Annotated in this window: 10 protein-coding genes and 1 tRNA gene; 5 read left to right on the forward strand and 6 right to left on the reverse strand. The window is 63.0% G+C overall.

Translation table 11 applies throughout. From position 1 onward, the window contains the following. Positions 1 to 132 precede the first annotated feature (132 nt). The 4 genes from carA to gloB form a co-directional block, all read right to left on the reverse strand. Positions 133 to 1,296 (reverse strand): glutamine-hydrolyzing carbamoyl-phosphate synthase small subunit, encoded by a 1,164-nt coding sequence (carA, locus tag PQR27_RS15045; RefSeq protein ID WP_408524399.1) that lies wholly within the window; start codon positions 1,294 to 1,296, stop codon positions 133 to 135. A 430-nt stretch (positions 1,297 to 1,726) separates the two neighbouring features. Beyond that, positions 1,727 to 2,968, reverse strand: a complete 1,242-nt coding sequence (locus tag PQR27_RS15050) for an MFS transporter (protein WP_408524400.1) — start codon at positions 2,966 to 2,968, stop codon at positions 1,727 to 1,729. A gap of 198 nt (positions 2,969 to 3,166) precedes the next feature. After that, positions 3,167 to 4,861, reverse strand: a complete 1,695-nt coding sequence (locus tag PQR27_RS15055) for a transglycosylase SLT domain-containing protein (RefSeq protein WP_408524401.1) — start codon at positions 4,859 to 4,861, stop codon at positions 3,167 to 3,169. Positions 4,862 to 5,017: 156 nt separating this feature from the next. Then, positions 5,018 to 5,809, reverse strand: coding sequence for a hydroxyacylglutathione hydrolase (gene gloB, locus PQR27_RS15060; RefSeq protein ID WP_408524402.1), 792 nt, complete (start codon positions 5,807 to 5,809; stop codon positions 5,018 to 5,020). Positions 5,810 to 5,828: 19 nt separating this feature from the next. On the opposite strand from gloB, the gene PQR27_RS15065 reads away from it, so the two are divergent. The 5 genes from PQR27_RS15065 to PQR27_RS15085 all read left to right on the forward strand — a co-directional run bounded on the left by PQR27_RS15065 (position 5,829) and on the right by PQR27_RS15085 (position 10,412). Beyond that, positions 5,829 to 6,650, forward strand: coding sequence for a methyltransferase domain-containing protein (locus PQR27_RS15065; protein WP_408524403.1), 822 nt, complete (start codon positions 5,829 to 5,831; stop codon positions 6,648 to 6,650). Next, on the forward strand, positions 6,647 to 7,093 hold the full coding sequence (rnhA, locus tag PQR27_RS15070; RefSeq protein WP_408524404.1) for a ribonuclease HI: 447 nt from the start codon (positions 6,647 to 6,649) through the stop codon (positions 7,091 to 7,093). Before PQR27_RS15065 ends, rnhA begins: the two co-directional genes overlap by 4 nt. A gap of 74 nt (positions 7,094 to 7,167) precedes the next feature. Then, on the forward strand, positions 7,168 to 7,902 hold the full coding sequence (gene dnaQ, locus PQR27_RS15075) for a DNA polymerase III subunit epsilon (RefSeq protein ID WP_408524405.1): 735 nt from the start codon (positions 7,168 to 7,170) through the stop codon (positions 7,900 to 7,902). Between the two features lie 48 nt (positions 7,903 to 7,950). After that, positions 7,951 to 8,025 (forward strand) — tRNA-Val (locus PQR27_RS15080). Positions 8,026 to 8,534: 509 nt separating this feature from the next. Further along, entirely contained in the window at positions 8,535 to 10,412 is a 1,878-nt protein-coding gene (locus PQR27_RS15085; protein ID WP_408524406.1) for an ABC transporter ATP-binding protein, read from the forward strand. 30 nt (positions 10,413 to 10,442) lie between these two features. Here the strand turns inward: PQR27_RS15085 and PQR27_RS15090 are convergent, their stop codons facing one another. Together PQR27_RS15090 and PQR27_RS15095 are read right to left on the reverse strand one after the other, a co-directional pair. Next, positions 10,443 to 10,901, reverse strand: coding sequence for a DUF2214 family protein (locus PQR27_RS15090; RefSeq protein ID WP_408524407.1), 459 nt, complete (start codon positions 10,899 to 10,901; stop codon positions 10,443 to 10,445). A 151-nt stretch (positions 10,902 to 11,052) separates the two neighbouring features. Continuing rightward, positions 11,053 to 11,907, reverse strand: a complete 855-nt coding sequence (locus PQR27_RS15095) for a hypothetical protein (protein ID WP_408524408.1) — start codon at positions 11,905 to 11,907, stop codon at positions 11,053 to 11,055. Between the last annotated feature and the right edge of the window lie 155 nt (positions 11,908 to 12,062).

The following is a 12,062-nucleotide window of genomic DNA, read 5'->3' on the forward strand; positions in this document are numbered from 1 at the left end:
GAATTCTTTCCGTCGGCGCGCGTCGTTGCCAAGTTGCGCGCGCTCTGTTGGGTGCGGCTCGCTGTGCGTGTGCGCTGAGTGCGCGCTTCACGTCGCGAGCCGCGCGCCGCTGGGCGCCTCACACGCGGCTGCTTATGCCGCTGTTGCCGCTGCGGTTTTGCCAGCCTTCTTCGTGTCCATCAGCGCGGTGAAGCGGTCGAACAGATAGGCGATGTCGTGCGGACCGGGCGACGCTTCCGGGTGGCCCTGGAAGCAGAACGCCGGCTTGTCGGTCAGTGCGAAGCCCTGCAGCGTGCCGTCGAACAGCGAAATGTGCGTGGCTTTTGCGTTGGCCGGCAGCGTGGCGGCGTCGACTGCGAAGCCGTGGTTCTGCGACGTGATGACCACGCGGCCGTCGTCGAGATCCTTCACTGGATGGTTCGCACCGTGATGGCCGGTCTTCATCTTCATGGTCCTGGCGCCGACGGCGAGGCCCATGATCTGGTGACCGAGGCAAATGCCGAAGGTCGGAATGCCACGCTCGATCAACTCTTTGGTGGCGCGAATCGCGTAGTCGCACGGTTCCGGATCGCCGGGGCCATTCGACAGAAACACGCCGTCCGGGTTGAGCGCGAGCGCGTCAGCCGCGGAGGCTTGTGCCGGCAGCACGGTGACGTGGCAGCCGCGCTCGGCCAGCATACGCAGGATGTTGTACTTCACGCCGTAATCGAACGCGACCACGCGGTACTTCGGCGCGTTCTGCTTGCCGTAGCCGGTGCCGAGACGCCATTCGGTCTGGGTCCATTCGTAGGTTTCTTTGGTCGACACGACCTTCGCGAGGTCCATGCCCGACAACCCCGGGAACGAGCGCGCGAGTTCGATGGCCTTCGCTTCGTCGTCCGAACCGGCGAGAATGGCGCCGTTCTGCGCGCCCTTGTCGCGCAGAACGCGGGTCAGCATGCGGGTGTCGAGACCGGCGATGGCGACTACGCCTTCGTCCTTGAGGTATTGCGGGAGCGTGCGCTCCATGCGGAAGTTCGACGCGAGAAGCGGCAGATCACGGATGATCAGGCCGGCGGCATGGACTTTCGAGGCTTCGACGTCTTCAGCATTCACACCGACGTTACCGATATGCGGATACGTGAGGGTCACGATCTGGCGCGCGTAGCTCGGGTCAGTCAGGATTTCCTGATAGCCGGTGATAGCGGTGTTGAACACGACTTCGCCGATCGTATGCCCGGGGGCGCCGATCGAGTAACCACGAAAGACCGTGCCGTCGGCGAGCGCGAGCAGAGCGGGAGAAAATGACGGCAACACGGGAGACTCCTTGGGGAACACCCTGTTGCCGACCTGTCTGTCCGACTGCGAGCCGCAGCGAAACGCATTGATGCAATGCGCGCGCAGACTCGCTCGCGTACTGCTGGTGACGTCGCAAGGGGCGCGATGAGTCCATTGTGTGGACGGATCGGCTGGGTGCGTGGCGTCAGAAGCGCGCGGCGGATGAACGGTATGGGAGAGGTAGGCGCTAGGGTGCGGGTTGATAAGCTCAAACCTTGAAATTATAGCGCGAAACTACCCTTCCCTTCAAATCCGAGATGGCGAACGGGCTTAGAAGAGCCACTCCTGAAGCCGCGCGAAGCTTGGCCACGCAAGGCTTCAGGGGCTGCGGGACGAAATTTGCACAGATCAGAAACGGGATAGGCAGCGGCAACCATGACCTATGCCGACCCCGCGGTTCGCGGCACGCTCAAGCCTCTTGCCCGGCATGCGCGTGCGCCGGTTGGATCAGCGTCCGCCTAGGCAATACGTACCAGATCGCGCTCAACACCTGCAGCGCCACCAGGATGCCCCATGCGGTCAGATGCGCGGCTGCCGGATAGTGACCGCCGCTGGCCGGCCAGCGCGACAACACAGCGCCGACGCCGATCTGGAAGCCGAAAATCAGCAGAAAAATGATCAGCGTCAGCGTGGTATTGGCCCGGCCGATCATCTGCGCCGGGAAATGCCGCGCCATGACCGCATAGCTGAGAATGCCCGTGCCGCCGAATATCCCATACGCTGCCCACAGCAGACTTGCGGGCAGCGGCACGTTGAACATGATCAGCAACTGGGTCAAAACGAACAGCACCATGCCGATGCCGCAAAATGCGTAAAGCGACACGCCGCGCCGCTCGAGACTGCGCGCCGCCGCGCCGAAGCCGACGCAGCCGGCCATCATCGCGAAGCCGAGAACCGACACCAGCGCCGCGGCTTCACGCGGCTCAAAACCCTGCACGTCACGCAGCCAGGCGCCAACCCACAGGGATTGCATTGCGTAGAACACGCCTTGCGTGACCATCGAGAATGACCCGATCTTCCAGAACGCCGCGCTCCTCAGAATATGCAGTGTGCCTTTGAACTGCGCGCCGACACTGCCCTGACGGTGCGTTTCCTTGGTATCCGGTGTGAGCGTCCATTGTGCCGCCGCGACCAGCACCGTCAGCAGGCCCAGCCCGACACAGACCGCGCGCCAGCCGGCGAATGTGAGCACCCAGGTGAGCGGCGAGCCGACCATCACGCCGCCGAAGCCGCCGATCGCCATCACCAGCCCGTTCATCAGCGGCAGGCGCGCCGACGGGAAGTGCTGCGCCAAGGCCTTGAAGGCCGCCCCGAGACACACGGATACGCCCACGCCGATCAGCAGGCGCCCCACCATCATCACGCCGATGCTGTGCGCCGCGCCGAACACCCATATCCCCACGGCGGCGAACAGCAGCGTAACCGCTGTCACGCGACGCGCGCCGAAGTGATCGAGCAGCACGCCGGCCGGAATCTGTGCGCCTGCGAAACCAAGGAAATACAGACTCGTCAGCAAGCCGAGATCCGTGGCCGACAGCGCTAGATCGTGCGTAATCAGAGGCGCAAACCCCAGATTGACGCCGCGAAACACGTATGAAACGAAGTAACCGGCAGAAAACAGGAGAAAAACTCGGAGCTGGGTTGACGACATAAATGAGGGGTCGGACTGCCGGATGGCTGAAACACGAACGATAAAGGAAATGGTCCGAGTTCGCCGAGTTCGTCTGCAGAATGAAAAACGCCGTCACACAGGTGACGGCGTTGGAAGAAACACGGTGTGATCGGAGCGCAATTCACGCGCTGCCCCCGCAACGCATGTGGTCACCACCGTGGTGAGCCGCTTTTTGGTCTACTTACCCTTCTTCGCGTTGGCCGCGGTCTTCGGGCGGCTTTCTGCCGCAGCCTTCGACGCCTTGCTGGATGTGGAAGCCGACACCTTCGTCACCTTGCCCTTGCTGGCGCCAGATTCCGCCGACTGACTGGCTTTACCCACCGGTTCCGATACTTTCACCACGGCAGACCGGCCACGACCCTTCTTCTTATCGTAGCGCGATTCGCTCTTCGTGTCTGCGACACGCGTGCCGATCTTCTCGACACCGCCGCCCTGTACGTCGGTCGCGATACGTTCCGGACCGGGCTCGCTTGGCATGGCCTTGCCCACCGGCACGTGCAGCACGATCACCTGGCCACGCGAAACCTGATCGCGATGGGTGCGATTCCAGCCCTTCAACTGGCCGACCGAGACGCCGTAGCGCACCGCGATAGCCGCCATGGTCTGATTGCGGCGCACCCGGATCAGCATCTTGCGGGTATCGGGAACGTCCGGCTCCATGGCCAGCACGGCGCTTTCGGCAACGTCCGCGCTAATGTCCTCGTCGTCGTCCGTGCCGCGCGGCACCACGATCGTGGAACCTGGCTTCAGACGCATGCCGACCGGAATCTTGTTCACTTCCATCAGCGTGTCAGCATCCACACCGATCTTTTGCGCGATCGCCGCCGGCGCCGAACGCTCGGTGACCGTGTACGTGGTCCAGGATGACAGTGAACCGGAGTAGGTTTTCAGATTGCGCTCGAAGGCACTCGCGTTGTCGAACGGCAGCAGGATTTGCGGCTGCGTTGTGCCGAGAATCACCGGCTTTCTGAACGACGGATTCAACGAGCGGAATTCGTCCAGCGAAAGATTCGCGAGCTTCGCGGCCATGTCCACGTCGATGTCGTGCGAGGTGGTCACTGTCACGAAATACGGGTGGTTCGGAATCGACGGCAGCGCGAGCCCGTACATTTGCGGGTTCATCACGATGTTCTTCACCGCCTGCAGCTTCGGCACGTAGTTGCGCGTCTCGTTCGGCATGCGCAGACTGAGGTAGTCGGTAGGCAGCCCCGCCGCCTCGTTGCGCGCGATCGCGCGCTGCACGTTGCCCTCGCCCCAGTTGTATGCCGCAAGCGCGAGTTGCCAGTCGCCGAACATGTCATGCAGGCGCGACAGGTAGTCGAGCGCGGCGCTGGTCGAGGCCAGCACGTCGCGGCGCTCGTCCTGCCACATGTTCTGCTTGAGATTGTAGGTGCGGCCCGTGCCGGGCATGAACTGCCACATGCCGGCCGCCTTCGCCACCGACAATGCCTGCGGGCTATACGCGGACTCGATGAACGGCAGCAATGCGAGTTCGGTCGGCATATGACGCGCTTCGAGCTCTTCGACGATGTGATACAGGTATTTCTGCGAGCGTTCCGTCATGCGCTGCACGTAGTCGGGGCGCTGCGCATACCAGCTGACCTGCATGTCGACGAGGTCGGTTTGCAGATCCGGCATCTGAAAACCACGGCGAATACGGCCCCACAGATCGGCGTCCTGGCTCGTCAATTGATCGACCGAACCCTGGTCGACGTTGATCGTCTCTTTGGCGGCGGCTGTCTTGCGAAGGGCGTCGGCTACGGCTTGCTGGCTGGCGGGGTTGGTTGAGGTGGTCGGGCTATTCGTCGTCGGTCCCTGGCTCGCGCACGCGGCGAGCGTCAGGACCAGCAACGCACTAAAGATAAATCTCATGAACGTCTCGGCTTCCACAAGGGCTGGAATTTGCAGCCGATAGTACGAAACGGCAACGTTTACGTCAATCGGAAAATGACGAAAAAATCAAGCAAATCTTAGGCTTGGCGAATTTTTCCGATTCATCGCGTGAGGAATACCCTGATCCGGTTCGGGTCAGCGGAAGCGGTTTTTCCATTCGCGCATCAGCGTAAATGCTGCCAATCGATCCGGCACCTTTTCGTGCAACTGCTCCTGCAGGGTTGCCTGAACGGCCGGATCGCCAGCGCGCAAAAACGGGTTCACCGCGCGCTCGTGGGCGATGGTGGTCGGCAGCGTGGGCACGTGACGGGCCCGCAATTCGGTCGCCTTATCACGCCAGGCCTGCAGTTCGGCGTTCTCCGGCTCGCAGGCCAGCGCGAAGCGAATGTTCGACAGCGTGTACTCGTGCGCGCAATGGACCTCGGTCGCGCCTGGCAGCACGGCGAGCGCATCCAGCGAGGCGAGCATCTGCCTCGGCGTGCCTTCGAAGAGCCGCCCGCAGCCGCACGCAAACAGCGTGTCGCCGCAAAACACGTGCGGCGTGCCGCGCGGGTCGGCGGCCTGGAAGTAGGCAATATGACCGCTCGTATGCCCAGGCACTTCGAGCACGCTGAATTCGAGCGCGGGCGCCTCGATCGTCACGCGATCGCCATTTTCAAGACGATGCGTGAGATGCTCGATCGCCTCACCGGCGGGGCCGTACACGGGCACGGCCTGGCCATTCAGCAGATCGGCCACCCCGCCGACGTGGTCTTGATGGTGGTGCGTGAGTAAAATAGCGCTCAGCCTCCAGCCCCGTTTCGCCAGATACGCGTGAACGGGGGCGGCCTCACCCGGATCGACGACCACCGCATGGTGACCGTCGGCAACGACCCAGATGTAATTGTCTTCAAACGCCGGGACCGGTACGTACTCGAGCGCATTCATAGGCGACGCATTCTTTGATATGACTGACCGAGCGATTATAGACTGGCCCGCGTGGACCGACTCACCCCCTGGCCGCTACGTGCTCGACTGGGAGCAGACCCAGCTCGATCGCGTGGTGTCGGACGTGTTCGGTTACCATGCGCTGCAACTCGGCTTGCCGCAACTCGACGCCTTGCGCGAAAACCGCATGCCGTGTCGCGGGCTGGTGCTGGACGCGGCGAGCGGCGCCAGCGCGCCCTACGCGTTTCCGCGCGGCGCCGGGCACGCAGGCACCGCGCCTGGCCTGCCGGCACCGGCCGGGCGTAGCGCCGTGTGGTGCGATCTGCTCGATTTGCCGTTCGAAGCACAGAGCGTCGATCTGATCGTGATGCCGCACACGCTGGAATTCACGAGCGATCCCCACCGGCTGCTGCGCGAAGCGGAGCGCGTACTGATGCCCGAGGGGCAACTGATCATTCTCGGCTTCAATTCGCTGTCGCTGTGGGGCGCGCGGCAATCGGTCGGCAAGATGACCGGCCGGCCATTCGTGCCGGCGGCCGTCGACCTGATCGCCTTCACGCGTTTAAAGGACTGGATCAAGCTGCTCGGTTTCGACCTTGAACGCGGGCGCTTCGGCTGCTATCGTCCGCCGCTCGGCAGCGATCAGTGGCTGTCGCGCTATGGTTTCATGGAAGCCGCCGGCGACCGCTGGTGGCCGATTTTCGGCGCCACCTACATGATCAAGGCGATCAAGCGCGTGCGCGGCATGCACCTCGTCGGCCCGCTGAAAGTGAAGAAACCCGTCCTCGCCGCGGGCCTCGCGCCCGCCGCCACACCGAACACACGCAATCACACTCAATGACCACTGACATCATCGACATTTATACCGACGGCGCCTGCAAGGGCAACCCCGGTCCCGGCGGCTGGGGCGCCTTACTGCGCTTCGGCGACCAGGAAAAAGAGCTGTTCGGCGGCGAAGCCAACACCACCAACAACCGCATGGAACTGATGGGCGTGATCGCCGCGCTCGAGGCATTGAAGCGCCCCTGCAAGGCGGTTGTGCACACCGATTCGCAATACGTGCAGAAAGGCATCAGCGAGTGGATTCACGGCTGGAAAAAGAAAGGCTGGATCACCGCGGCCAAGCAGCCGGTGAAGAACGCCGATCTGTGGAAGCGGCTCGATGCGCTCGTCGCGCAGCATGAGCTCGAATGGCGCTGGGTGCGCGGTCACAACGGACACCCGGAAAACGAGCGCGCCGATCAGCTCGCCAATCGTGGTGTCGCGTCGCTGACAGCGATGTGACGCCCGACCCGATACAAGGCGGCACCTTCAGGTGCGTCCTTCTTTTTCGCTTTTTTAGAGCAGGCTAATCCGACATGCGTCAACTCATCCTCGATACCGAAACGACCGGCCTGAATGCACGTACCGGCGACCGGATTCTCGAACTCGGTTGTGTCGAAATGGTGAACCGCAGGCTGACGGGCAACAACCTGCATTTCTACATCAATCCGGAACGCGACAGTGATCCGGGCGCGCTGGCGGTTCACGGGCTGACCACTGAGTTTCTGAGCGACAAGCCGAAGTTCGCCGAGATAGCCGATCAGTTTCGCGACTTCATTCAGGACGCGGAACTGATCATTCACAACGCGCCATTCGACATCGGCTTTCTCGATGCCGAATTTGCACTGCTCGGCTTGCCGCCGGTCAGCACCTACTGCGGCGAGATCATCGACACGCTGGCGCGCGCCAAGCAGATGTTCCCGGGCAAACGCAATTCACTCGATGCGCTGTGCGACCGCTTCGGTGTCAGCAATGCGCACCGCACGCTGCACGGCGCACTGCTCGACTCGGAACTGCTCGCCGAAGTCTATCTGGCGATGACGCGTGGCCAGGAAAGCCTCGTCATCGACATGCTCGGCGATTCGCACGGCGGAGGCGATGCACATGCACCGCGCGTCGCGCTCGACTCGCTGGATCTGATCGTGATCGTGGCCAGTGATGAAGAACTCGCCGCGCACCAGGCATTGCTCGACGGTCTCGACAAAGCGGTCAAAGGCACGAGCGTCTGGCGCCTCGAACCGGCTCCGGCCGCAGATGAGCAAGCCGCTTAAAAAACACTAGACGAGTCGAAAAATCCCTGACATAATTCGGCTCTCTTCGGGTGGTTAGCTCAGCGGTAGAGCACTGCCTTCACACGGCAGGGGTCACTGGTTCGATCCCAGTACTACCCACCAGAATCTTGGTGTGTCGATCACCGAAGAATAAAGGCCCTTAGACGAAAGTCTTGAGGGCCTTTTTCATTGGTGCTCCAGAGTTTGTTTGGAGACTAAAACTTGCCGGCGCGTCTATCGCATGGAGCGCGTCGGCAAAGCCGGTTTGCGATGCACATTCAATGGCGCTTCGTCGTCAACACCGAAACCTCGTACGATTGCGGTCGCCAAATACTGCTGATATAGTCAGTTTTCGGGCGTCCGCCCCGGAAACTTTCTCTTCACCTTAACCATAGGGAGGCGTCACATGTTCACAGTGCATATCGCCGTCCCTGACATGGTCCCGCGACTGCTTTCGCGATCGTAACTCGTCGCTTGCGTCGCTCACGCGGTTCTGCCTGAAGAGGCTCTCCGCGCAATTCCCAGACAGTTCGTAGTCTCATGGCCGGCAATTGCTGGCACGGTTGGACTGTCTCTTCCTTTCGCTTCTGACTGGAACCTCGGTGCGCTAGCGCGACACCGGGTCGTGGCAAATGACCAGAAAAAAACTCGACTTCCGCGGACAAGCCTTCAAGGACGTCCTCGGCTTCACCTTCCGTCACTGGGCGCGGCAGCCGTGGCGCATCGTCGCGATTACCGTGCTGGTGCTGCTCTCGGCCGTGGCGGACGTGCTCACGCCCGTGTTCGCCGGACGCCTCGTCGACGCGATCGCATCCGGCTCCGCCGGCAACGCCGTCGCCTGGCACGCGGCGATCACAGCCTTCTGCGTGCTGGGCGCGCTTGGGCTCGGCGCGACGCTGCTTCGGCAAGGCGTCTTCTTCAACATCATCAAGTTGACGCTCAAGATGATGAGCGAGATCGCCGCGAACGCATTTCATCGTGTGCAGCGTTTTTCGACCGACTGGCACGCGAACAGCTTCGCCGGCTCTACGGTGCGCAAGATCACGCGCGGCATGTGGGCGCTCGATCTGCTCAACGACACGCTGCTGATCGCGTTGTTGCCGTCGCTTGTCATGCTGGTCGGCGCAACGGTTTTGCTGGGCTGGCGCTGGCCGATGATGGGCGCTGTGGTCGGCATCGGCTCGCTGCTGTATATCGCGGTGACCGTCGCCATGTCGCTCGGCTTCGTTGCGCCCGCCGCGCGTCTTGCGAATGCATGGGACACGCGCATGGGCGGCGCGCTCGCCGACGCCGTCAGTTGCAACGGCGTGGTGAAGGCATTCGGCGCCGAAGCGCGCGAAGAAGCGCTGCTTGCGCGTGTGATCGGCAAGTGGCGTCATCGCACGCGCCGCACGTGGACGCGCGGCACGATCAACGGCGGCGTGCAAGGCGGCATGCTGGTGACGATCCAGGCTGCGATACTTGGCACGGCACTGCTGTTGTGGGCACGTGGCGAGGCAAGCGTCGGCGACATCACGTTTGCGTTGACCATGTTCTTCATGCTGCAAGGCTATCTGCGCGAAGTGGGCATGCACATTCGCAACCTTCAGCGTTCGGTCAACGACATGGAAGAACTGGTGTCGCTCGAGAGCCAGCCGCTTGGCATCGAGGACCGTCCGGGCGCGGGGCCGATGGCGATCGGCAAAGGTGAGATCCGCTTCGAACACGTCACCTTCCACTATGGCGCGAACGCCACGCCGCTTTACGAGAATTTCTCCGTGCGCATCGCGCCGGGAGAACGCGTGGGGCTGGTCGGGCATTCGGGTTCAGGCAAGACGACCTTCATCAAGCTGATCCAGCGTCTGTACGACATCTCGGAAGGCAGAATCACGATCGACGGTCAGGACATCGCGCGTGTGCAGCAGGCGTCGTTGCGCAGTCAGATCGCGATCGTCCAGCAGGAGCCGGTGCTGTTTCACCGCTCGCTCGCCGAGAACATTGCCTACGCACGGCCCGGCGCGAGCCGCGCCGAGATCGAACGTGCCGCGCGGCTGGCAAGTGCGCATGACTTCATCACGGCATTGCCCAACGGCTACGACACGCTGGTGGGCGAACGCGGCGTCAAGCTTTCGGGCGGCGAACGTCAGCGCGTGGCCATCGCGCGGGCATTTCTCGCGGACGCGCCGATCCTGATTCTGGACGAAGCGACGTCGAGCCTCGACAGCGAAAGCGAAGTGCTGATCCAGCAAGCCATGGAGCGGCTGATGACGGGCCGCACCACCCTGGTGGTCGCACACCGTCTATCTACCGTGCGAGCGCTCGACCGGCTGCTGGTGCTGGACAAGGGCAAGGTCATCGAGGAAGGCAGTCACGCGGCGTTGATCAAGCTCGAGAACGGCCTGTACCGGCGCCTGTTCGAGCGTCAGGCGCTGGAACTGATCAAAGGTTTGAACGATCCGGAGGTCGTGCCTCAAACCTCGGCCGCGAAAGCGAATCACATGGACGATTCGAGCCTGCTGGTCGGGAAGTAAATGGGGTTGAGCGTGCGGGGTGTCATTGCACTACCCCGCCGCCGCCCCGATACCGCGCGCCATTCCGGCCGCCGCGAACACCATCAGGACCAGCAGCACCGACTGAATCACACTTAAGCGCGCGTAGTGGCGTGCTCGCCGCAGATCCGGCGGCGCTTTTTTCCTGAGCGCGGCGCGCCAGCGCATCAGCGCAAGCATCGACGGAACTTCGAGGACCAGAATCGCCACCAGCAACGTCATCTTGGCGTGAAAGAGCGACTCGTGGAGGTAGTAGTCGGAGCCCTTTTCGAAACCACCGAAAACCCGCATCAAACCCGTGACGATCAGGACGAGTGCGGCGAGGCCCCAACCGGTGTCGGCCCGGAAAACGGATCGCAACGCGGCAGGCACGGTGGCGCGCCGCAGCGCCCAGGTGCGCCGGAGAATCGACGCCAGCGCAAAGCCATACGCGAGCAGATGGACGGCGGCAAGCAACCAGCGAACCAGCATAGCGACTCCTGCAAAGGACGCGACACGATCGATGTCTTTCTCACCCGGCCGCATTGAAACGCCCGGCGGCACGGCTCATCAGCGACTATGACGCAACTTTACGACGCGTGCTTCGGCCCGGGGGCGTGATCGAGTGCCCGAGGCAATAGATTCAAACCTGTTGCAGCGACGCGTCGAGTGCCCGCGCGGCAACCCGATCGCCTTCGGTGGTCAACGCAGCGCGAAACACAGTTTGACGGTTATGGCCCGCCGCAGCCGGTGAATCCCACAGCAATTCGATTTTCGGACGACGGCCGAAGCCGCCACGCGCCAACGCAGGCGCGGCGACCGAGCCCGCCGGCGCGCCCGGCTCGCCCGCACCGCCGAACGCCACGGCGGGCGTGGGGGTTGGCATCGACGCCGCGCCCTGCCCGGTCGGCCAGCGTACAGACAATTCGCGCGCATCGTACTGCCCCACCTTGCGGCGCTCCGCCCACACCACAACCGTGCGCGTCACCGGATCGAGCGCAATCGCATAGCGTCCAATTGCGAAGCGCCGCGCGGCAATATTGGTTCGCCACAGCGCGCGCGGCCGGCAAATCCAAAGGACCGCGGCGTACAGCGCCGGCGCTGCCAGCAGCCAGCCATTCGTGGCCGCCACCGCTAGAGCGGCACGCCGCCACCCCGCGCTCACCGCGAACGCGCTGACTGACCACGCAGCAAACAGGAATCCGAGGAAAGCAAACAGGCGCAGTGTCTGCCGCAACCATTGCGGCAGCGGATGAAACGGACGTTCGGCGACAGCCCGCGCGCCCGGCAGGAAGATCAGCAGGAACAGGAAAACCAGGTTGATGCACGCCCACGGCGAGGAGACCATTGCCAGCATCGCCGCCAGCGACGAGCCCGGCTCCATCTGCGCCATCGAAAACAGCCAGCGAGCCAGAAGCACGAGACCGATGGCGCGCAACGCGAAAATCGTTCCGGCGCCGGGCGCCGCGTTCGCACGCGTCTCTTTCGTTCTCGCCAAGGCATCCTCCAGTCGTCGGCGGCGCCGCAGCCAAATTTGCGGCACGGCCATTATAGGGATATTACGGAAGGCGCTCATGCTTGCCGGCGCCAAAACGATACTTTCTGCCGCTCCCGCGCAAAAACGCGGCGCACATGCAACAACGCCCCGCGGGC

The sequence above is a fragment of the Paraburkholderia fungorum genome (assembly GCF_046027215.1).
GTDB classification, from domain to species: domain Bacteria; phylum Pseudomonadota; class Gammaproteobacteria; order Burkholderiales; family Burkholderiaceae; genus Paraburkholderia; species Paraburkholderia fungorum_D.